The sequence below is a fragment of the Nocardia neocaledoniensis genome (assembly GCF_029868625.1).
Lineage (GTDB): Bacteria > Actinomycetota > Actinomycetes > Mycobacteriales > Mycobacteriaceae > Nocardia > Nocardia neocaledoniensis_A.
This window is the reverse complement of record NZ_JARWOJ010000040.1, coordinates 1-20,838: the sequence shown is the minus strand read 5'-3', so window position 1 is coordinate 20,838 and position 20,838 is coordinate 1. Positions and strand designations below refer to the sequence as shown.

The following is a 20,838-nucleotide window of genomic DNA, read 5'->3' as shown; positions in this document are numbered from 1 at the left end:
GATACCGTGATCATCAACGACCTCGCGGCCACCCTGCCCGCGCCGAGCATCGAGTACCACCTGCTGGCCCCGATGCTGATCGTGTTCACGGTCGGTGTCGTCGGTGTGCTGGTCGAGGCGTTCGTGCCGCGATCCGCGCGCTATCGGACCCAGCTGGTCCTCGGCCTGGCCGGGGTGCTCGCCGCGCTGGTGGCTGTGGTGCTGCTGGCGGGGACCGAGGGTACCGCCGTGGTCGGCGCCGTCGCGATCGATGGGGTGGCGCTGTTCCTGCAGGGCACGATCCTGATCGTCGCGTTGCTCGGCCTGCTGCTCATCGCCGAACGCGGCGCGGTCCCCCGCGCACGCAGCGGCCCCGGCACCTGGAGCCGGGCGGCGGCCGTGCTCGACCGCGGTGTCGACGCGTTCACCCCGCAGGCCTCGGCCGTGCCGGGCAGCGCGCACGAGCTGGCCGCGGTGCGGTCGGGGGTGTCGACCACCGAGGTGTTCCCGCTGACCATGCTCGCGCTCGGCGGTCTGCTGCTGTTCCCCGCGGCCAACGACCTGCTGACGATGTTCGTCGCGCTCGAGGTGCTGTCGCTGCCGCTGTATCTGCTGTGTGGGCTGGCTCGGCGGCGGCGGCTGCTCTCGCAGGAGGCGGCGCTCAAGTACTTCCTGCTCGGCGCGTTCTCCTCGGCCTTCTTCCTCTACGGGGTGGCGCTTCTGTACGGCCAGACCGGCACTGTCTCGCTGCCGGGAATCGGTGCGGCACTGGACAAGCAACCCGAGAACGCGACCCTGGCGCTGCTCGGCATCGCGATGCTCGCGGTCGGGTTGCTGTTCAAGATCGGCGCGGCGCCGTTCCAGGCGTGGGTGCCCGACGTGTACCAGGGCGCGCCGACCCCGATCACGGCGTTCATGTCGGCGGCCACCAAGATCGCCGCGGTCGGCGCGACCATGCGCGTGCTCATGGTCGGTGTCGACGCGCTGCGCGACGACTGGCGGCCGGTGCTCGCGGCGGTCGCGGTGGCGACGATGGTGGTCGGTGCGGTCATGGCGATCACCCAGACCGACGTGAAGCGGATGCTGGCGTACTCGTCGATCGCCCATGCCGGGTTCCTGCTCGTCGGTCTGGTCGCGGCCGATGATGCCGGGGTCGCGGCGGTCCTGTTCTATCTGCTGGCTTACGGGCTCGGCACGGTCGGCGCGTTCGCGGTCGTCACGCTGGTGCGGGATTCCTCGGGTGACGAGGCGACCGCGCTGTCGCGGTGGGCCGGACTCGGTCGGCGATCCCCGTGGCTGGCTTCGGTGTTCGCGCTGCTGCTGCTCTCCTTCGCGGGCCTGCCGTTGACGAGTGGGTTCGTCAGCAAGTTCGCCGTGTTCGCCGCAGCGGGCGGCGCCGGCTACACCCCGCTCGTCATCGTCGGCGTCGTGTGCAGCGCGATCGCCGCGTTCTTCTACGTGCGGGTGATCGTGCTGATGTTCTTCACCGATCCCCCGGCCGACGCCCCGACCGTGACGGCGCCGTTCGCGACGACCCTGGTGGTCGCGTTCACCGCGGGCGCCACCGTGCTGTTGGGTCTTTTCCCGCAGCCGGTCCTCGATCTGGCCGAGAACGCGGCCACGTTCCTGCGCTGACATGCCCACGGGCGAGGCGCCACGGGACCGTCCCCCGACGAGCCACGAACGGCAGTCGGGGCGGCCCTGGGACGCGTCGTATCAGGACGGGCCGCCGCCGTGGGACCTCGACGAGCCCCAGCCGGCGGTCGTGCGGCTGGCCGAGACCGGCGGTTTCTCGGGGCAGGTTCTCGACGCCGGGTGCGGGACCGGCGAGAACGCGCTCTACCTGGCCGCGCGCGGACTGTCGGTGTTCGGCGTCGATGTTTCCGCGACCGCGGTGGCGACCGCCAACCGCCGCGCCACCGCCCGCGGGTTCGACGCCACCTTCACGGTGGGCGACGCGCTACGGCTCCCGCTGCTGGCGCGCACCTTCCGAACGGTGCTGGACTGCGGCCTGTTCCACACTTTCGACGCCACCGAGCGCGCGGACTACGCGAGCAGCTTGGCCGGGGTCGTCGAACCCGGCGGTACCGTCCACATCCTGTGCTTCAGCGACACCGGCCCCACACCGGGGCCCCACCCGATGAGCCGGGCGGCGGTGGCCGAACCGTTCGAATCCGGGGTGGACTGGCAGGTCGTGGCGATCGAACCGGAAACTCTCCGAACACGATTCAGCGCCGCCTCCCCTGCCTGGCTCGCCACCGTCCGTCGTCGGCCGAGCTGATAGCCTGGCGCGGTGCCACGTCGCCGCAGGACACGATCCGCTGTCGCGGTGTTCCTGGCAGCGCTCGCCCTCGTCGGGACGGGATGCGCCCGAACGATTTCCGGGTCGGCACGTCCGGCCACGGCGAACACCACCGTGTGTGACGCCGGAGTGATGGTGGTGCTCGACGTCTCGCTGTCCATGCAGGCGACCGACGTCTCGCCCAGCAGGCTCCACGTCGCGCAGCAGGCCGTGCGCGAATACGCCCTCGCGCTCCGCCCTGACACCGGCCTCGGGCTGACCACCTTCGCGGGGACCGCCCAGCTCCAGGCGATGCCGAGCACCGACCGCGGGCCGTTCCTCGCCGCGGTGGAGTCGATCGAACTGGCCGAGCGCACCGCCACCGGCGAGGCCATCTTCACCCACCGCGGCCGCGGAGGCACTTCGCAAGGACATCGTCGTCTCGACGATCTCGCTCGGTACCGCCGACGGCGTGGTGGACGTCCCGGACGGCAGCGGTGCAGCACACCGGGTCCCGGTTCCCGCCGATCCGGAGTCGCTACGCGAGATCGCGCAGCGTGGCGGCGGCGAATTCTGGTCCGCGACAACACTGCCCGCTCTCTCCGCGGCGCTGGCCGCGATGACCTGCACGCGCTGACCTGACCCTGTCGGTCTGGTCGCCGCATCCAGCTCGTTCACGCTCCGTCGTATCGGCGCCGGACCAGGGGAACCGCCGCGCGCCAGACCGGCCGCCACACCCGGCCCGGCAGGAATCTGCTGCGTTCCTCGTGCGCGACGCGTGCTCTCGGGTGCGCCATCCAGCCCGCGGGCCCGGGCCGGTAGGCGGCGAGGTAGTCGATGGCAGCGACGTGTTTGACGCTCTTGTAGCCGTAGTGGGCCGGTGCGACCAGGCGGATCGGGGCTCCGTGGTCGGGGGTGAGCGGCTGCCCGCCGAGCTGGTCGGCCAGCAGCACGTCCGCGGCCATCGCGTCGTCGATGCGCAGGCAGCAGTGGAAGCCGTCGAGTCCGCGGAACCGCACCCATCGGGCCGATGGCGGTACGCCGAGTCTGTCGTGGACCCATTCGTGGACCACGCGAAAAGCCACCCCACTCCACCGCAGGTCGACGGCACTCCAGGTGGTCACGCAGTGCAGATCGCCGACCTGGTTCACACGATGGGTCTTCAGGAGCTCGGTGACCGGCATGTCGTCTCGCCCGCGCTGCCCGACGCGCACGACCAGGCGCGGCTCGGCCGGAAGCGTCGGGCGCCTCGTCGCGTACGCCGGTAAACCGAAGCGCCGCAGGTCGTCCGCGGTCTGACCGGGTGGCAGTCGGTGCTCGCTCGTGCCGTAGTGCGGTAGCGGGTCGTGGGCGAGTTCGCCGTCGCGCACGCTCACGCGGGTGTCCTGGGTTCGGCCAGTCGCGCGGTTCCGGTGGCCAGCGCGCAGACTGTCGTGGCGCCCTCCGCGTCGACGACCTCGATCCGGGCGCTGCACAACGCCTGGCGGCGGTTGTGGTGGTCGACGACCGCGGTGGTGCGGAGTGTGCCATGTCGCGCGGCGTGCAGGTATTTCACCGTCACCTCGGTGGTCAGGATGCTCGCGCCGAGGACGGTGCCTGCCGCGAAGGTGAGCGCGTTGTCGGCGCAGTAGGCCAGTACCCCGCCGTGGACCACCCCGAACTGTTGCCGGTGCCGATCGGCGATGTCGAGTTCGAGCACGGCCTCGCTGTCGCCGAACGCGACGAGTCGCGCGCCCACCACCTCGTTGAACGGCTGAGCCGCCAGCACCCGCTGCGCGGTGTCCAGTTCGATCACGGTCATTCCCGCCACCTTTCTAGAGACTTCTCCCTAAAAAGAAAGTAGAGCATAATCTCTAGAACTATGGGAAGAACTGCCACGCATTCGGCCGAATCGCTCCTGGCGGCCGCGGTCGGGTTGTTCGCGTCCGGCGGGGCACGAGCGCTCACGATGAGTGCGGTAGCCCGCACGACAGGGGCGCCGAGCGGCTCTGTGTACCACCGGTTCCCCGACCGGCCCGCACTGCTGGCCGGGGTCTGGGTGCACACGGTGCAGAACTTTCAGGAGGCGTATCTGCGGGAACTCGGCGCGCAGCCCACCGCGGCCGACGCCGTCCGCGCCGCGGAGTGGATCGTGGACTGGTGCCGCCGGAACCCGGGCTCGGCCGCCGTGCTCCAAGCCGGGGTGCACGTCTTCGAGCCCGAATCCTGGTCCGCGGCGTCGAAGATCGCGCTCGAGACCGTCCAGGAGCAGCAGGCGCGCGAGATCAAGGCCCTGGTCGAGACGATCTCCGCGCAGACGGGCCTACCCGGGGATCAGGCGCAGTTCGCCCTGTTCGACATGCCGCTGGCCGTGGTGCGGCCGTACCTGATCGCCGGGCGGGTACCGCCGCCGAAGGCACGCGTCCTCGCACGGGAACTCGCCGCCACGATTCTGCGCGTCCCTCTGCCGGAGCACCGGTAGGCCGAGACCGCTCACGCTGTCCCAGGCTCTGATGGGCCGCCCGGTCCGTTCTCCGTCGGGTCAGGGACGTTCGGTGGGGATCTCGCCGTAGAGCTGCCGGGCACGCGTGGTCAGCAAGGGCAGCAGGATGGTTCGCCAGGTCTCCGGGTGCACCGGGTAACCACCGGCGTCGACTTCGCTCGGCGCCGTGGAGTCCTCGACGTCCACGCCGGCCAGCCGCGTGAACTCCTGCCGCAGGACCGCCCCGAACTCGGTGGCATCCGTCGGCACCGGCAGCGCGCACATTCTGTCCCGCAACGCATCCCATGCCGCGGGGTCGCCGTCGGCTCCCCACCGCTTGGGCCTGCGGTCGAACAGTCGCGCAATCTCAGATCTCGCCGGCACCCGCCGAATCCTACCGAGCGCCGGGCAGGGGCGGGCGGTGATGTCGGCGGCCACCCACCGGTGCGCCGACATCACCGGGTTCGTGTCGACACGGGATCAGCTGTTCCCGTCGAGAACCTCGTGCAGGACACGGGCGAAGCCCTCCGGTTCACCCGGGTAGCCGGATTCGGGTCCGCTGAAGCCGCCGTGATGACTGGGGAACACGACCGGCTGGTGTCCGAGTCGCGCGGCGATCGCCGTGGAGGTGCGTTCGGTGACCGTGCCTCGCGACTCCTCCCCGAAGCCCAGGACGATCCGGGTCGGCGCACCGGTGAGAGCGGCGATGTCGGCCCGGTAGGCCAGGACCGGCCGTGACCGCTCCGACAGCAGCGGGTGATCGCGGGAACCGTCGTCGTCGACCGGCAGGCCGAACATCGCGGGATCCGCGGGGGGCGCGGCGAAGTACTCGTCGGTGAATTCACCCTCCCATGAGGTCATCGCGATGAAGGCCGCCATGCCGGCGCCGAAGCCCTTCGCCGCGTAGGCGGCGCGGTACCCGTCGGCGGCACGTGCGGCCGCGTCGGCGTCGGGCAGTGCGGTGAGCAGCGGCGGCTCATGCGCGACCAGGGTGGTCACGTCCTCGGGGTGGGCGGCGACGAGGGCGAACGCGACGATCGCGCCGCCACTGCTGGCGAAGAGCTCGACCGGGCCCACACCGAGAGCCTCGATGACAGCGTGCACGTCGGCGGCGTGGACGGCGGGGACATTGTCGACCTCGCCGTCGGTGCGAACGCTGCGACCGAGCCCCCTCGGGTCATAGGTCACCACCGTGCGGTCAGGGAAATACGTGGCGAGCGCGGAGAACCCGTCGGCGGCCATCGGAAGACCGGTCATCAGCAGCGGTGGCCGCCCATCGGCGGTCGGGAGCGGCCCGTGTACGTCGTAGGTGAGCCTCGCGCTGGAGGTTTCGAGTTCGTGTGTCGTCATGTCCGTTCAGACGTGCCGGGCACCGGGAACTCATCGGCCGGCCGGTGCCGCCGCGGCGATGATCAGGTCGGTCAGGGCGGCGATCGCGTCGTCGGCGGTGGTCGCGCCCCGATTCAGTTCCGCACCGAGGGTCTCGGCGGCTCCGAGCACGGCGACGCAGCGCAACCGCAGGGCCGCGGCGGTGAGGCGTGAGTGTGGGAGCAGGGTGGTCGCCATCCAGTCGCGGCAGCTGTCGAGCATGTCGCGCTGGATCGCCCGGACGGCGGGATTGCCCTTCAGCGCCGCCGAGATGGCGTCGAATTCGGGCATGTCGGTGGCGCACGCGAAGTAGGCGGCACTCATGACCCGGGCGATCTCGTCCACGGTCGGGTCCGCCTCGCGCACAGCCTGTTCCGCGGCCCGGCGGTGCCGTTCGTCGAGTCTGCGGTAGAGCGCGAGCAGCAGTTCGGGGCGGGTGGCGAAATGGTCGTAGACGATCGGCCTGCTCACCCCCGCCGCCTCGGCGAGGGTCACCAGGGTCAAGCCGTCGGTGCCGTGGTCGCGCACTGTCGTGAGCGCGGTGTCGAGCAGTTGTTCGCGGCGGGCGGCCTTGGGCAGCCGAGGCGTTCGTGTGGTCATCGTCCTCCCTTGCGTCGGGCCTCAAGCTTAGCTACAAAGAGTAGGTTACAAAATGTAGCTTACTGCTGGCAGGAGAGAACCCATGGACAACGCCCCCGCCGTGCTGATCCTCGGCGGTTCAGGACAGGCCGGTTCCGATACCGCGGCCCTGTTGCGCCGCTGGCATCCGGCGCTGCCGCTGACCATCGCGGGCCGCGACCTCGCCCGTGCGCGGCGCGTCGCCGACGGTCTGGGCAACGCGACCGCCGTGACCATCGATCTGGGCCGCCGCGACCTCGGTCTCGCACCGGGCGACGCCTATTCGGCGGTCGTGGCGGCACTGTGGGACGACCGGCTCCACGGTCTCGGCTTCGCCCGCGATCACGGACTCCCCTACCTGAGCATCTCGAGCGGCCTGCTCGACATCGGCCCCGAAGTCGTGGCGGGCGCCCAACCCGCCCACGCCGCACCGATTCTGGTCGCGAGCCACTTCCTGGCTGGTGTCGCGGTGCTCGCCGCACTCCACGAGGCGCGCGCGTTCGCGCGGGTCGACAGTATCCGGCTCGGCTTCGTCCTCGACGAGACGGACACGGGCGGCCCCGCGGGCATCGCCGACCTCGAACGATGGACCGAGGTCACCTCGGCGGGCCTGGTCCGCGCCGATGGCGTGTTCCGGTGGCTGGCGCCCGAGGACGCGCGGGCCGTGGTGCTCGCCTCCGACGGCACCGAACTCGACGGCCAGAGCGTACCGATACTGGACGTGCCGAGCCTGGCGATCGCGACCGGAGCGCCCGAGGTACGAGTCGATCTGGCGGTCGGCGTATCACCGAGCCGTCGCCGGGGCGGACCCGCGTCGATCGAGATCCGGATCGACCTACGCGGAATCGCCACTACCGGTACACCGCTGGGCACGCATCGCTACCTGCTGCACCCACACGGGCAACGGCCGTTGACCGCACTCGGCGTCGCCCTCGGTGTCGAACGACTGCTCGGCCTGCGAGGCGCCCCGGTGACGCCGGGCACCTACACCCCTGAGGCGCTGATCGACCCCGCCTATGCCGCACGGCGGATGCGGGAGGTGGGCGCGGTGTTCGCCGGCTGATCCGCCGTCAGGGCGCGTCGAGCACTTCCTGCAGGTGCGCGGCGAACGCGGCGGGTGCGGCGAGGAAGCCGGTGTGGTCGCCGGGGAACAGCACGGGATCGGCGCCGAGAGCGACGGCCAGTTCGCGCGCGGTGCGATCGCAGAACTGACCGGCCGAGTCGGCGCCGATGCCGATGATGATCCGGGTGGGGACCTCCCGCAGCAGCGGCGGGTCGGGGACCCAGCCCGTAGTGGCCCGGAGTTCGTGCGCGAACCAGTAGTTCTCGCTCGCCACCTGTCGTGGGTCGCGGTCGCCGCCGAATTGCTGGATCAGCACCGGCTCCGGGATGGGGATGTCGGCCTGGGCGAAGAACTTCCGCCACGCGCCGACGGTGTCGCCGAGGGCGTGGGTGGCGATGATGTCGGCGGTGCGGGCACGCTGCTGGTCGGCGTCGGGCAGCAGTTCACGCAGCGGCGGTTCGTGCGCGACGACGGTGGTGACCAGATCCGGATTGGTCTGTGCCAGCGCGAGCGCGCTGACCGCGCCGCCGCTGGAGCCGAACACCACCGCGGGACCCGCGCCGAGGTGGGTGATGAGCCTGGCGAGGTCGTCGGCCCTGGCGAGGACCGTCGAATCCTGGCGCGGATCGTCGAGGGGGCTGCCGAAATGGCCCCTCGGATCGGTGGTGAGCACGGTGTTGGTGGCGGCGAGCTGCTCGGCCAGCGGCGCGAACGCGGCCGCGTTCATCGGCGCGCCGACGAGCACGAGCAGCGGGCCCGTGCCCCGCACCTCGTAGTACAGACGGGCGTCGGGCACCACGAGGGTGCCGGTGGTGACGGCGGAACTGGCGGTCATGTGCTCTCCCGGATCTCGGCTACAGGTAGCACTCATTGAGACGGGGCCCACCGCGAGAACTCATCGCCGCGCCCGAAATCTTTTTCCGGCGACCGATTCCGCAGGTCAGGGGCGTGGCGGGGCGGGAGATCAGTTGTAGGAGTCGGCGACTCCGTCGAGGAGATGCTCGAGGGTGTCGTAGGCGGGCACGTCGACCACGTCGATCAGATCGGCGGGCACCGGCACGTCCCGGTCGGCGGCGATCGCGGTGAACTGGGCGTTGTCGCCGGTGCGGAAACCGTGCTCGGCGGCGAGGCGGCGCAGTTCGGCGTTCTCGGTGAGCAGTTTGCCGATCTTGTCGCCGGTGTCGTTCAGCGGGACCAGGGTGTGGCTCGACAGCACCGTCGGGGTCGGGTAGGTCAGCACCATGTCGGGCTTGATGCGGCCTTCGCCCGCGGCCTCGATGAACTGGGCCTCGTAGATGCAGACCAGCGGGGTGGGGCCCATGCCGTTGGTCAGGTACTGGGTGAACGGCCCCTCGCTGCTGTTGTCGGTGTAGCCCTGGGCGAGGAACAGTTTCGACAGTGCGGGCAGCACATGCTGTTCGGCGGTGGCGCCGCGCACGATGGTGTGGTCGTTGGCGACGTAGCTCGCGATCGACAGATACATGGCGGCGGAGTTGGAGCTGCGCGGATCGGTCGTCGAGACCAGGATGTTCTTGGCCACCGGGTAGGTGGTGTTGCCGGGCAGGTCGTCCCACTGCACGCCGGTGCCGGTCAGTTCGAGGTAGCGGTTCATGTCGAACGTCGCGACCGGGCCCGGCTTGATCACGCCCGCCGCGGTGAGCAGGTCGGCGATCGGCCGATAGGTGGCGATCGCGATGGGCGAGGCGAACGGCGTGTACTTGGCGGTGATGTTGCGCTGTCGCTGGATGCGTTCGGCGGCAGGGCTGCTCGACGGGAACGCGAAGTCGAACGGTCCGAGGTCGACGGTGGTCGCGATCTGGCGCGACCCGGCCGGTTCCACCTCGACCTTCACCCCGTGGTCGGCGAGGATCCGCACGACCGCCTCGTCCCGGAAGAACGACACCTTCTCGGACCCGACCACGCCGCGTACCACGGTCAGCGGTGCGCCCGCCGGCGCCGCGGCGGGCGTCTCGGCGCCACCGGGTAGCAGGATCACCCCGGCCGCGACCGCGGCGACCACGGTCACCGCACCGATCGACAGCGGCAGCACGCCACGACGGCTGACCATCCGCTTGGCCGCCGACGGCTCCTCCGCCGCGTGCGCGGGCCCGGCGGTGGACGCCCGCACGACCGTCGTCGCCGGGGCGGGTACCCGGACGGTCGGGTCCGAATCGGCCAGTTCGCTGCGCACGATCCGCTCGACCAGGATCGGCACGAACTCCCGGATCGGCTTGCCCGCGAACCGATCGCGTGCGGCGCCGACCGCCGAGGTCACCTGATCGGCGGGCACGTTCTCGGCGAGGTCCTCGACCAGGCTCTCGGTCATGCGCCGCATGGCCAGCTCTTCTCGCTGAACGGTATCGGCGGATTCGCCGGGGGTAACGCGCGACACGACAATTCTCCTGGGCTCACATCGGGCTGCGGACGCGGCGCGCAGACCGGTCCTCCCGTGCGCACGCCGCGGGCCACGCTACCGGCGGAAAGCACAGATTCCCCAGCGGTGAACGGCCGGGCACGCAGAGTTCAGCGCCCGCTCCACCGTCCGCAATGTGGCGTTGTCCGGATGTTCGCGTAAACCTCGAATCCCGCACTGCCCGTGTGGGATTCACTACTACCGCTCGGTCGCCGCCGAGTCCGGCAACGCCGTCGACGGTGCTTGCGGTCGGCGGGCGGCGCCCAGCACGCTACGAAGCATCCCACCGCTGAGCAGTTCCAGCACGCCGATGACGAGCAGCGCACACCCGGCGACATTGGCCAGGCCGGTGACGGTCTGGAACTTCATGGCGATCACGGTGAGCCCGGCCACGGTCGTGCACAGGCCGCAGATCTCGTGCAGCCAGCTGTCGGCGCGGTGTTCGTCCCAGGCCGCGACCAGCGCCTGCACGATGCCGCGCACCGCCCAGCCGATGCCGATCCACAGTGCGAGCAGCTCGATGTTGCCGCCGCTGAACGCCAGCACCGCCAACACGATCGTCAACGCCGTACTGGCCAGCACCAGCAGCCGCAGCAGCACCGCGATGCGCGCCACCATCGCCAGATATCCCTGTACCACGGCGCCGAGCAGCAACGCTGTTCCGAACAGCACGGCCAACATGGCTTCGTCGCGGCCAGGCCACAGCAGGGCAGCGATGCCGAGGACGGCAGAACACCCACCAGCGATCAGCATCGCCTGCCGGGTCCGGTCACCGTCCGCTGTCCCCTCCCCGTCGTCCACGGGCATGGACTCACGATAGGCCCGAACCGGGCGATAGCCGTAGATTTGCCTTGGCGCGCCGCGCCGATCATCGCCGCGCTCACGCGGATAGCGGGCGGTGGCGGCGTCCGGCTCCGCCGTGGCCTAGAAGAACCAGCCGAGTTCGGGCGCCCGCTCGGTCGCGAGCGCTTCGTCGAAGGTCACGAGCGCACCCGCGTCCTCGACGCGGACACGGTTCGCCGCGGCCAGGCTCTTCGCGCGATGCGCGCCGAGGTAGAGCGCGCCGAGCACCGTGATGTCGAAGGCCAGCTCGGCGGGTCGCGTGGTGGGTTCGCAGTCGGCGATCCCGTCCCGGACGCGCAGCGCGAACGTGCCACCCGCCGAACGGAACGGGTCGTGCACGGCGAGCACCGTGTCGATGTCGTGCCGATAGGTGCGTGCGGTCAGCGCGGCGGGCACGTCCATGATCCGCGCCCACAGGGTGTCGTAGCGCTCGGTGACGCGGGCCGCCCGCGGATCGGCGAGCAGGTACGGCAGCGGATCGTCGTCGGCGAGTTCGACCTCGACCGTGTCGACGAGGTCCATGCCGAGCAGCACCCGCCACAGCGCCGCGTGCGCGTCGAGCGTGAGCGCGTGGTACTCCGAGACGATCGCGACCGAGCGGTGGTCGTCCAAGCGGCGACGGTAGAGGACGTAGCCATCGGCGTGGACCAGCGCGAACAGTGTGGTGGCGCCCCGTCGATGACGTTCGACGTCGGCGAAGATCAGGTCCCAGCGGGCGTCGGGCCGCGCCTGCGCGCCCGGAACGCGCCGCCGCCATCGCTCGTAGACCTCCCGGATGTGCGGTGCGCCCTCGGCGGGCGTCACCATGGTCACGCCACCGGGATCCGGTGTGGTCGGACGGAATTCGGCGCGGCGCCGATCGATGGAGTACATCGTCGCCATGATCGCCGTGTCGTAGCCGAAGCGCCCGTAGATCGTGCCCTCGCTGGCGGTGAGGATCGACAACGGCACGGCCTCGGCCTCGGCGCGTTCGTGCTGCGCGGCGTAGAGCTCCCGCAGGACGCCTCGGCGGCGATGGGTCGGCGCGACCGCCACCCCGGAAATGCCGCACGCGAGCACCGTCCGCGCACCGGGCACCGTGACCGTCATCGTCCGATCGACGGTGTGGCCGACGATCCGGTCGCCGTCGACCGCGACCAGCGACCGTTCCACCGGGAACAGCTCCCGGGCGATCGGTATCTCGTCCTCCCCGTATCGCATCCCGAACCCGGCTTCCTTCAAGCCGATGATCGCGGCCGCGTCCGCGCCCGTCGCCGACCGAACCGTCACGCTCTTCGTCGATGCCATGCCCGTACCATCCCACGGCCTTGCCCTGTCGCACATCCCGATTTCGGTGCCGCCCATGTTCCATCCAGCGGGAAGCCGCACCCGGTCGCACCGATCCGGTTGGTTCAGTGGACGTGACGCAGACCACGCATCGAGGCGTGGTTCCGACGACGGATGGAGTGGACCGTGGGTCTGAGTTCGGATCGAATCGTGGTGGTCACCGGAGCGAGCCGCGGCGCGGGCAAGGGCATCGCGCTGGCGCTCGGCGAGACCGGGGCCACGGTGTATGTCACCGGGCGCACCCGCACCGAGGGCGACGCGCCCCTGCCCGGCACGGTGTACGCCACGGCCGCGGAGATCACCCGGCGCGGCGGCACCGGCGTACCGGCGGTCCTCGACCACAGCGACGACGCCCAGGTCGCGGCCTTCTTCGCCGACCTCGCCGACAAGCACGGCCGCCTCGACATTCTCGTCAACAACGCCCTCACCATCCCCGACGGACTCACCGACAAGGGCCCGTTCTGGGAAAAGCCGCTGTCGCTGCTCGACCTGCTCGACGTCGGAATGCGCTCGACCTACGTGTCGAGTTACCACGCGGCGCCGCTGTTGGCCGCCAACGGCTCCGGACTCGTCGTCAACACCTCCTCGTTCGGCGGAGCCTGCTACATGCACGGCCCGGCCTACGGTTCCGGCAAGGCGGCGGTGGACAAGATGGCCCACGACATGGCAGTCGACTTCCGCCCGTACAACGTCGCCGTCGTCTCGATCTGGATGGGCCTGCTCAAGACCGAACGCACCCTCGCCGGCCTGGCCGCCGACCCCGGCGCCTACGCCGAACTGACCGCCACCGCCGAATCACCCGAATTCACCGGTCGAGTCATCGACGCGCTGGCGAAGGACCCGGAACTGATGGGACGCACCGGCCGGGTTCTCATCGGCGCCGAGGTGGCCGAGGAACTGGGCGTCAAGGACATCGACGACCGTCAGCCGCCGTCGCATCGCCCCTTCCTCGGTGATCCACCGGCGTTCTCCGCCGCGGTCATCGACTGAGGCGGGCCGATGCGGAACTGGACCCACCGGCACGCCCGGATCAACGGCCTGGACATGCATTACGTGGAGGAGGGCGACGGACCGCTGGTCGTTCTCCTGCACGGGTTTCCCCACACCTGGTTCAGCTGGCGCCATCAGCTCAGCGCGCTGGCCGCGGCCGGCTACCGGGTCGTCGCCCCCGACCTGCGCGGCATGGGCCAGACCAGCGCGCCGGTGGCGGTCGAGGAGTACCGAGCCGACCGGATCGTCGCCGACCTGTGCGCCCTGCTCGATCACCTCGGCGCCCGGCAGGCGGTGTTCACCGGCCTGGACTTCGGCCTGTTCGCCGCCTACGACCTCGCGCTCGAACACCCCGAGCGGGTACGCGGCCTGCTCGGCTTGCAGAACCCGTTCTTCGCCGCCTACGACCGGCTCCCGTCGGAGGTGGAACGCGAACGCGGCCGCGACCACTTCAACCACATGTCCTACTACAACGACGATCCCGAGCACGCGCGCGCCGACTACGAGGCGCACCCGCGCGAGATCCTCGCCAAGATCTTCCACATCCTGTCCGGGAGCGCCGATTTCACCCAGGTGTGGGCACACCCGCCCGGCACGCCCTACCGCCTGGCCCTGCCCGAACCACCCGAGCTGCCGTGGCCGTGGCTGAGCGAGTGGGAGCTGGAAAACTACGTCAACGACTACGCGCGCAGCGGTTTCCACGGCGGCGTCAACTGGTACCGCGCCATCGACCTCACCTGGGAATACCGGCGCGCCCGCGGCACGACACGCACGCGGGTCCCGTTCTACTTCCTCGGTTCCGACGCCGATGTCGACCTCGCGCACTGGCACGGTGACGACCCGGTCCTTCGACTCCGCGAACACCACGACGACGTGCGGCTGGTGCGGACCGTGTCGACCGGCGGCCACCTGATCGCGATGGAGAACCCGGACGAGGTCAACCGCGCGTTCCTCGAGTTTCTCCGCGACCTCGACCGCACGAACCCACAGTAGAGAGCGACAGGAGCACCACCATGGATTCCACCCAGCCGAGGATGAAGTTCGGACTCTCGCTGTTCACCAGCGACCGCGGCATCACCCCCGCCGACGCGGCGGCAGCGGCCGAGGAACACGGCTTCGACACCTTCTACGTCCCCGAACACACCCACATCCCGGTCGTGCGGGCCTCGGACCACCCCGCCACCGGCGACGAGACCCTGCCCGACGACCGCTACCTCCGCACCCTCGACCCCTGGGTCGCCCTCGGCACCGCCGCGGCGGTGACCACCCGCATCGGCCTCGGCACCTCGGTCGCGCTCCCGGCCGCGCACGATCCCATCGCGCTCGCCAAGACCATCGCCACCGCCGACCACCTCTCCGGCGGCCGCGTCGTCCTCGGCGTCGGATACGGCTGGAACCTCGAAGAACTCGCCGATCACGGCGTGCCGCCGAAGCGGCGCCGCACCGTCCTGCGCGAATACCTCGAGGCGATGACCGCGCTGTGGACCCAGGAGGAGGCGGCCTACGAGGGAGAATACGTCCGATTCGATGCCAGCTGGGCATGGCCCAAACCGATCCAGCAGCCCCGCCCGCCGATCCTGGTCGGTGCCGGTGGCACCGAGAAGAACTTCGCGTGGATCGTCCGCTCGGCCGACGGCTGGATCACCACGCCCATCGAAACCGACATCGACGGCGGCGTCGAACAGCTACGGAAGATGTGGCGCGCGGCCGACCGCGCCGGCGAGCCGCAGGTCGTGGTCCTGGCCGACGACCCGGACCGCGAAACCCTGGAACACTGGGGCGAAATCGGTGTCACCGAGGTGGCGTATTCGCTGCCCGACGCCGACACCGCCGAGGTCCGCACCTTCATCGAGCAGCTCGGCGACCGGCTCGAACTCCCCCGCTGACGCGCCGCTACGGTCGCGCCGCGAGCATCGCCCGCAGATCGGGCAGTGCGCCGATCCGTTCGCTCACGGGGCGGCCCGGCGCGGCGGTCTGCGGCGAGCCCGTACTCCGCAACAGGGTCCTGATCTGATCCGGAGTGGCTCGTCGCGCGCCACGGATGCCCTGATAGGCGGCGATGGCGCCGACCACGATAGGCGAGGCGCTCGAAGTGCCGCTGAACTCGTCGGTGTACCAGAGGTCCTCGTCGGGCCCGCCCTGCAGATCCCCGTAGCCGGTCGTGGTCACCTCCCGGCCCCAGCCCTGGACATCCAGGCGCGCACCGTGATTCGAGAACGGTAACCGCGAGCGGGCCGGACCGTGGTCGCGCCCGTGCAGTCCCGGCGGCGGGGCGCCCGCGCCGACGAGCACAGCGCCGGAATCACTGTCACCGCCACGGAACGGGTTGTGCCACGATGCCGGGAAGTCGCCGGGCCGCGCGTCGTAGACCGGGTCGTCGAGGTTCTCGTTGCCGTTACCCGCGGCTTCGACGACAACGACACCGCGACCGACCGCGTACCGGATGGCGGCGAAATCATCGGGCCACCATTCGACCGCGATGTAGCCACGCTGACCCGGTTGCCCCTGGTAGTCGAATCGCGGTCCGGGACGGTGCAGTTCGATCAGCAGCACGTCACCGGGATCGAGCGCGTCGGCGGCGGAACGGATCGCCGTCGCCGACCCGATCCCGAACACCGAGATCGCCCGGATGTGGGCCTCGGGCGCGATCCCGGTGACACCGACCGCGTTGCGGTCCCCGCTGATCTCCCCCGCCACAGCCGTACCGTGATTGCGCCAGCCCAGGTCGGGCGAGGCCGTACCACCGATCATCCCGCCCTGATTCTGGCGCAGGTCCTCATGAGTGAACCGCCACGCGCCCTCCACATCGATCACCCGCACTCCGGTGCCGAGCCCACCCGGACGAGTATGTGCCCAGGCCGCGTCGATCCCGGTCGGCGCGGCGTCGAGATATCCCTGCCTGGCCCGGAAATCCGGAGTCACCGCGGGTGCGTCGGGCGCGGCGGCGGGATGCGCGAGGGGCGCCAGGGGCGGCTCGGCCGCGGGTTTCACGTAGGCGGCGGAGACCGTGTCGTCCTGACGCAACCGGTCCGCGAGTTCCCCGAGATCACCGCCGGCTCCCCGGACGGTGTAGTAGTTCAGGTACTCGCCCGCCACGGGAGCCTGCGGGGTCTGTGCCAGCCGCGCGGCCAGCCGGTTGTCCGGCCCGAAGATCGGCACCAGATGCGCGTCGACCGGCAGCAGGTCGTCGACGTGGGAGCGTACGGAGCGGTTCTCCCGCAACGCGATCGACGTGATCTCCCGTCCGGTCGTCGCGGTGACGACCACCAGTTCGGCGGGTGCGGCCGAGGGGCCGGGCACCCCCGGCCGTCGCTGCCTACTCGATCGAGCGCTGGAAGCCATGGCTACCAGTGAACCGCGTGCCGGGCGCGCTCGCCAGCTTTGCCTCGCAACCGGATTCGCGACACGCCGGATCAGCGTGTCGCCGCGGCGGCGGTCGCGCGGACGGCCTCGGCGACGGCGCGGAAGTCCTTGCGCAGGATATGGGAATGGTTGCTCGCGACCTTGGCACTCACGGTGACCTTCGGGTTCGCTGCCAGGACCGGGTCGAGCGCGGCCCGCGCCTGCTCCATCTCCCCGTCTTCGCTGCCGAGGCTGTTGCCCGTGGCCAGCACGAACCGCACCGGACAGGTGAGCCTGCTCAGCACGGGCACGCTGGCGGCGGCGATCTCGTTGAGTTCGATATTGGTCTCGGCGTGCTCGGCGGCGCTCATCCGCGCGGCCAGGCCGAACGGGCGCGTCAGTGGCAGCAGGAACCGCATCTTGTGGAACAGCGCCCGGATCCGCTCGGCGCCTTCCTCGCCGGTCAACCCGTACGGCGCGGAGTCGACTGTCACCAGCCCGAGCGGGCGCTCCGGATTCCGGTCGGCCCAATGCCAGCCCAGTACCCCGCCGTAGGACCAGCCGACGACGATCGGCTTGTCGGTGACACCGCGCGCCGCGAGTATGGCGTCGATGTCGCGCAGGCAGGCCTCGAAGGAGTAGTCCGCCGACCGGCCCGAGCGGCCCCTGGCTCGTTCGTCGAAGGTGATGTGCCGGAATCCGGGTCCCAGCTCGGCGATCACCCGGCGCCAGTGCTTCTGGTCGGCGTAGGCGCCGTTGAGGTAGAGCACGGTCCGGCCGGTGCCGCCGGTGTCGGTGACGGCGAGGGTGGTGTCGTCGACCGGCACCATGCCGGTCCAGGTGGTCGAGGTGATGCTGTTCTTGTTCATGGGACAACTTTCGGCGGCCGCCCTGACATCGCCCTGACATCGTGCTGATGCCACCGCCTACATCGACCTATCCCGACCCGACACGTCGTCAGCGCAAGGGATAGCGCAAGATCCTCGACGCTGCCGGGTCTCGGCTTGCCGCGAGCTCGGCGCGGTCGAAGGCCTGCGGGCGGCACGCTGCGTCGGCAGGCGCGGCGGTGTCGCGGCCTTACGCCGGCGACATGCGACGTTCGTTGTCGCTCGCCGTGCCCGCTTCTCGAGGTGCCGCGTCGCCGGCCCGGTGCGAGCGATCCGCCAGGTGTTCGTCCAGTTGGCGTTCGGCGCGTTCGGCGCGGGCCAGGGTTTGGCGCCGGGCGTCGTCGAGCGCGGCCAGGCGTTCGGCGGCCTCCGCGCGCACCTGTTCGAGGGCGGTGGCCGCGTCCGCGCGCTGCCGCTCGGCCGCGGCGGCTGTTGTGCGGCGCAGTTCGGCCAGTTCGGCGCGGGTCTGATCCAGTTCTGCGCGGGTGCTGTCGAGTTCGGTCCTGGCCCGGCGCCATTCCGCGCGTGCTTCGGCGGCGGCCTCCACCCGTTCGGCGGTGGCCAGTTCGGCGCGTTCGGTGGCGCGGTCGGCGTCTGCGGCGCGCTGGATCGCGAGGTCGCGCTCGGCGGTGGCGGCGGCGATGCGCGCTTCGGCCTCGCGCCGGTGGTGGGCGATATCGGCGTCGGCCCGTTGCTGTGCTCGCTCGATCGCCGCGGTGGCTTCCGCGTGCGCGGCCGCGATCGCCTCGTCTGCTTTGCGTTCGGCCGCACGGACTTCGGACTCGGCCGTACTGCGCGCGGTGAACACGTCGTCGGCGGCCTGTTTGGTCAGTTGTTCGACGGAGGCCAGCACTTCATCGCGGGCGGCGTGCGCCTCGATCACGGCCTTCTCGGCATCCTCGGCCGCCGCGACCGCGTCCTGGGTGGCCGCTTCGGCCAGTGCCCGTGCTTCCTCGGCGTCCCGGCGTGCCTGTTCGGCGACGACGGTGGCCATTTCGGCTTCGGCGATCCGCCGCGCGGCATCCGCCTGCACGGCCTGGACCTGGGCTTCGGCGACCGACGGATCACCCAGCGTCTGCAATTCGGCGACGGCCGCGGTGAGCGTCGTCCCCAGTTGCTCGGCCAGTCCACGGAACTGGCCGAGCAACTCGTCGGCCCGCAATCGAGCCACGGTCACCGGGCCCTGTGCCGTCACAGTGACGGTTTCCCCGCCACTCTCCGACTCTTGCTGTTGCCGTTGCCTTTCCCGCCATGCCCGCCACCGCGTGTGGTCCGGGTGATCGCAGTACTCGGAGGGACGGCCGGGGCCACCGCCGCGCGTAATGGGGCGGGCACATCCGGGGTAGTTGCAGACGCTCGACACGGGAGAATCGTAACGTTGGTTTCGTCATCTGGTTACGTATCAGACGAAACGAAATCCGTGTCGCCCCTGCGGCATTCGTTTTCGCTCCATCTAGCTCTGACCACCGATAAGTGAACATTATCGGGGGTTAGGGTTTCCTTGAACCCATTCCAGGCTCTGCAGATTTACGTTTCCGTTGCGTTGGCACCAACGCAACGTTAGTGCGACGCAACAACGTCAAAACTGTGCTCGCTGGCACGACCGTGCCGAAATCGGAGCGGGCTTCCCGAGCGGAAACGTGCACCGGCCGTTCGGCATGCCCGCGGACGTTCCGCGCAGTCGCGCTCGGCCGTCGATGCCACTTGCCATCTGAAGCAGTTGCACTTCATATTTGAGGCCTGTCGACTACAGTCCTCGCAAGTCGACCCTCTCCCGTCATGGAGGACCACAAGTGAACATTGCCAAGCGTTTTGGTGCGGCAACCGTTATCGCCATCGCTGTCGCGTCAGCAGCGCCCACGGCGACGGCGGCCCCCGCTACCGCTCCACCCGTCGTCGCGACCCCGGTGGCCACCACCGGATCGGCTCTCACCGACATCCTGGTCGCACCGGTCCTGTTTCCCCTGGGCTTTCTGGTCCTCGCCTTCTGTGGCCCCGCCCCGCAGCCCACCTGCCTCATGGCACAGATCTACAGCAACGCCGCCACCGGCTCCGGCGTCCGCTGACCCGACACCATCGGGACCCACTCGAGCTGGGCGGCGGCATCGGCTGCCGCCCAGCCGCCCTACTTGCCGTGGTTCGCGAGGTAGCGCGCCTTCTTCTGGCGATTCCCGCAGGTGTTCATCTCGCACCACTTGCGGGTGCGGCTCTGACTGGTGTCGAAAAAGGCGGCGCGGCAGGTCGGCGAGGCACACAGGGCCAGTCGGCCGTCGCGTTCACCGGCGATGATGCTGATCGCGTCGGCGGCGATCACGCCCAGCGCATCTTCCACGCCGCCAACCGAACCCAGTCGCCACCGGCGTTCACCCTCCGGCGTCAGCACCGCCGCGGCGCGACCGCGGATACTGCACTCGTTGATGATCTCGATGGCAGCGGCGGGCAGCGCCTCCCCTGTCGCCGCCGCTGTCGCGGCGGCGTGAATCGATTCCCGTAGCTCCCGACCCGATTCGAGCTGGGCGGCGGTACAGGACGCCACGGCCAGGCCATTGACGGCCAGCCAGTCCACGAGACGCTGCGGCGTCGGAATGCGCTCCACAGGGTCACCGCGGCGCTCGGTCAGCGTGGCCGTGAAGCTCGTCGCCAGCACGCTACCGAGGCGAAATTCGGGAAACTCAGCAGGCATGGAACCACCTTAGCCGGTTGCAAGCTCGAACCGCCCCGTGTTAGAACCGTCTTAGCCGGTTCGCGACAGCCAGGAGGTTCTCATGACCCGTTCGACCACCGCAATCCAGGAGTTCCGGGCCGCCACCACCGACGGTGACCTCGACGAATTGCGGGCACGCCTCGCGGCGGCCCGGCTACCTGAGCCCGAAACCGTCCAACGTCCCGCGCCACACCCCGGCCGCTGGGAACAGGGTGTTCCGCTCACCGATCTGGTCGATGTCGTGAACTACTGGCGCACCGACTACGACTGGCGATCGTTCGAGGAACGCCTGAATCGGATCGGCCAGTTCCGCACGACCATCGACGGTCTGGGAATTCACTTCCTGCACCGCCGGTCCCCCCGCGCCGATGCCACGCCGCTGATCATGACGCACGGTTGGCCCGGCAGCGTCGCGGGGGGGGGGGGGGGGGGTGGGGGGGGCCCCCCCCGGGGGGGCGGGCGGGGCCGCCGCGGGGGGGGGGGGGGGGGGCGGGGGGGGGCGGCCCCGCTCGTCCCTCCACAAAACCCCCCACCGCCGCGACGCTGCCGGGCCAACCGTGCGT

The 20,838-nt window shown here is 70.5% G+C and carries 23 protein-coding genes; 10 read left to right on the top strand and 13 right to left on the bottom strand.

Translation table 11 applies throughout. The features are described from left to right. Positions 1–72: 72 nt before the first annotated feature. Genes nuoN through QH270_RS01945 form a run of 3 tightly spaced genes read left to right on the top strand, consistent with a single transcriptional unit; the run spans position 73 to position 2,902 of the window. Positions 73–1,614 carry an NADH-quinone oxidoreductase subunit NuoN gene (gene nuoN / locus QH270_RS01955; protein WP_432420277.1) on the top strand — a complete coding sequence of 514 codons (1,542 nt, stop codon included), beginning with the start codon at positions 73–75 and terminating at the stop codon, positions 1,612–1,614. Between the two features lies 1 nt (position 1,615). Further along, the gene (locus QH270_RS01950; RefSeq protein WP_280338611.1) at positions 1,616–2,260 is read left to right on the top strand and encodes a class I SAM-dependent methyltransferase; all 645 of its coding nucleotides are present in this window, start codon (positions 1,616–1,618) and stop codon (positions 2,258–2,260) included. Positions 2,261–2,272: 12 nt separating this feature from the next. Continuing rightward, a complete protein-coding gene (locus QH270_RS01945) occupies positions 2,273–2,902 on the top strand; it encodes a VWA domain-containing protein (RefSeq protein WP_280338610.1) in 630 nt (209 codons plus the stop codon). A 32-nt stretch (positions 2,903–2,934) separates the two neighbouring features. Here QH270_RS01945 and QH270_RS01940 read toward each other — a convergent pair whose 3' ends face one another. Continuing rightward, entirely contained in the window at positions 2,935–3,636 is a 702-nt protein-coding gene (locus QH270_RS01940) for a molybdopterin-dependent oxidoreductase (RefSeq protein WP_280338609.1), read from the bottom strand. Next, entirely contained in the window at positions 3,633–4,061 is a 429-nt protein-coding gene (locus QH270_RS01935; protein WP_280338608.1) for a PaaI family thioesterase, read from the bottom strand. The genes QH270_RS01940 and QH270_RS01935 overlap by 4 nt, the downstream gene beginning before the upstream one ends. A gap of 60 nt (positions 4,062–4,121) precedes the next feature. Between QH270_RS01935 and QH270_RS01930 the strand changes: the two genes are divergently transcribed. Further along, positions 4,122–4,721, top strand: coding sequence for a TetR/AcrR family transcriptional regulator (locus QH270_RS01930; protein ID WP_280338607.1), 600 nt, complete (start codon positions 4,122–4,124; stop codon positions 4,719–4,721). A 60-nt stretch (positions 4,722–4,781) separates the two neighbouring features. Here QH270_RS01930 and QH270_RS01925 read toward each other — a convergent pair whose 3' ends face one another. The 3 genes from QH270_RS01925 to QH270_RS01915 form a co-directional block, all read right to left on the bottom strand. Next, positions 4,782–5,105, bottom strand: coding sequence for a hypothetical protein (locus QH270_RS01925; RefSeq protein WP_280338606.1), 324 nt, complete (start codon positions 5,103–5,105; stop codon positions 4,782–4,784). Positions 5,106–5,201: 96 nt separating this feature from the next. After that, positions 5,202–6,071 carry an alpha/beta fold hydrolase gene (locus tag QH270_RS01920; RefSeq protein WP_280338605.1) on the bottom strand — a complete coding sequence of 290 codons (870 nt, stop codon included), beginning with the start codon at positions 6,069–6,071 and terminating at the stop codon, positions 5,202–5,204. 30 nt (positions 6,072–6,101) lie between these two features. Beyond that, on the bottom strand, positions 6,102–6,689 hold the full coding sequence (locus QH270_RS01915; protein ID WP_280338604.1) for a TetR/AcrR family transcriptional regulator: 588 nt from the start codon (positions 6,687–6,689) through the stop codon (positions 6,102–6,104). Positions 6,690–6,771: 82 nt separating this feature from the next. Here QH270_RS01915 and QH270_RS01910 point away from each other — a divergent pair, with 82 nt between their 5' ends. Next, positions 6,772–7,770, top strand: coding sequence for a saccharopine dehydrogenase (locus QH270_RS01910; protein WP_280338603.1), 999 nt, complete (start codon positions 6,772–6,774; stop codon positions 7,768–7,770). A 7-nt stretch (positions 7,771–7,777) separates the two neighbouring features. On the opposite strand, the gene QH270_RS01905 is transcribed toward QH270_RS01910, so the two are convergent. The 4 genes from QH270_RS01905 to QH270_RS01890 all read right to left on the bottom strand — a co-directional run bounded on the left by QH270_RS01905 (position 7,778) and on the right by QH270_RS01890 (position 12,313). After that, positions 7,778–8,605 carry an alpha/beta fold hydrolase gene (locus QH270_RS01905; RefSeq protein WP_280338602.1) on the bottom strand — a complete coding sequence of 276 codons (828 nt, stop codon included), beginning with the start codon at positions 8,603–8,605 and terminating at the stop codon, positions 7,778–7,780. Positions 8,606–8,734: 129 nt separating this feature from the next. Beyond that, positions 8,735–10,162, bottom strand: coding sequence for a three-helix bundle dimerization domain-containing protein (locus tag QH270_RS01900; RefSeq protein WP_280338601.1), 1,428 nt, complete (start codon positions 10,160–10,162; stop codon positions 8,735–8,737). A gap of 219 nt (positions 10,163–10,381) precedes the next feature. Continuing rightward, positions 10,382–10,990 (bottom strand): HdeD family acid-resistance protein, encoded by a 609-nt coding sequence (locus tag QH270_RS01895; protein WP_280338600.1) that lies wholly within the window; start codon positions 10,988–10,990, stop codon positions 10,382–10,384. Between the two features lie 117 nt (positions 10,991–11,107). Further along, positions 11,108–12,313, bottom strand: coding sequence for a GNAT family N-acetyltransferase (locus QH270_RS01890; RefSeq protein WP_280338599.1), 1,206 nt, complete (start codon positions 12,311–12,313; stop codon positions 11,108–11,110). Between the two features lie 153 nt (positions 12,314–12,466). Between QH270_RS01890 and QH270_RS01885 the strand changes: the two genes are divergently transcribed. From QH270_RS01885 to QH270_RS01875, 3 genes are read left to right on the top strand one after another with little or no spacing between them, the layout of a single operon-like run. After that, positions 12,467–13,342 (top strand): SDR family NAD(P)-dependent oxidoreductase, encoded by an 876-nt coding sequence (locus QH270_RS01885; protein ID WP_280338598.1) that lies wholly within the window; start codon positions 12,467–12,469, stop codon positions 13,340–13,342. Positions 13,343–13,351: 9 nt separating this feature from the next. Then, the gene (locus tag QH270_RS01880; protein ID WP_280338597.1) at positions 13,352–14,335 is read left to right on the top strand and encodes an alpha/beta fold hydrolase; all 984 of its coding nucleotides are present in this window, start codon (positions 13,352–13,354) and stop codon (positions 14,333–14,335) included. A 41-nt stretch (positions 14,336–14,376) separates the two neighbouring features. Then, positions 14,377–15,228 (top strand): LLM class F420-dependent oxidoreductase, encoded by an 852-nt coding sequence (locus QH270_RS01875; protein WP_280338626.1) that lies wholly within the window; start codon positions 14,377–14,379, stop codon positions 15,226–15,228. 7 nt (positions 15,229–15,235) lie between these two features. On the opposite strand, the gene QH270_RS01870 is transcribed toward QH270_RS01875, so the two are convergent. The 3 genes from QH270_RS01870 to QH270_RS01860 form a co-directional block, all read right to left on the bottom strand. Continuing rightward, positions 15,236–16,684 carry a S8 family peptidase gene (locus tag QH270_RS01870; RefSeq protein WP_280338596.1) on the bottom strand — a complete coding sequence of 483 codons (1,449 nt, stop codon included), beginning with the start codon at positions 16,682–16,684 and terminating at the stop codon, positions 15,236–15,238. A gap of 71 nt (positions 16,685–16,755) precedes the next feature. Continuing rightward, positions 16,756–17,553 carry an alpha/beta fold hydrolase gene (locus tag QH270_RS01865; RefSeq protein WP_280338595.1) on the bottom strand — a complete coding sequence of 266 codons (798 nt, stop codon included), beginning with the start codon at positions 17,551–17,553 and terminating at the stop codon, positions 16,756–16,758. Positions 17,554–17,761: 208 nt separating this feature from the next. Beyond that, on the bottom strand, positions 17,762–18,766 hold the full coding sequence (locus QH270_RS01860) for a hypothetical protein (protein WP_280338594.1): 1,005 nt from the start codon (positions 18,764–18,766) through the stop codon (positions 17,762–17,764). A 598-nt stretch (positions 18,767–19,364) separates the two neighbouring features. On the opposite strand from QH270_RS01860, the gene QH270_RS01855 reads away from it, so the two are divergent. Beyond that, positions 19,365–19,637 (top strand): hypothetical protein, encoded by a 273-nt coding sequence (locus tag QH270_RS01855; protein ID WP_280338593.1) that lies wholly within the window; start codon positions 19,365–19,367, stop codon positions 19,635–19,637. A gap of 59 nt (positions 19,638–19,696) precedes the next feature. Here the strand turns inward: QH270_RS01855 and QH270_RS01850 are convergent, their stop codons facing one another. Next, entirely contained in the window at positions 19,697–20,254 is a 558-nt protein-coding gene (locus QH270_RS01850) for a CGNR zinc finger domain-containing protein (protein WP_280338592.1), read from the bottom strand. A gap of 82 nt (positions 20,255–20,336) precedes the next feature. On the opposite strand from QH270_RS01850, the gene QH270_RS01845 reads away from it, so the two are divergent. After that, the coding region (locus tag QH270_RS01845) for an epoxide hydrolase N-terminal domain-containing protein (RefSeq protein ID WP_280338591.1) at positions 20,337–20,838 on the top strand (502 nt) is incomplete at its 3' end.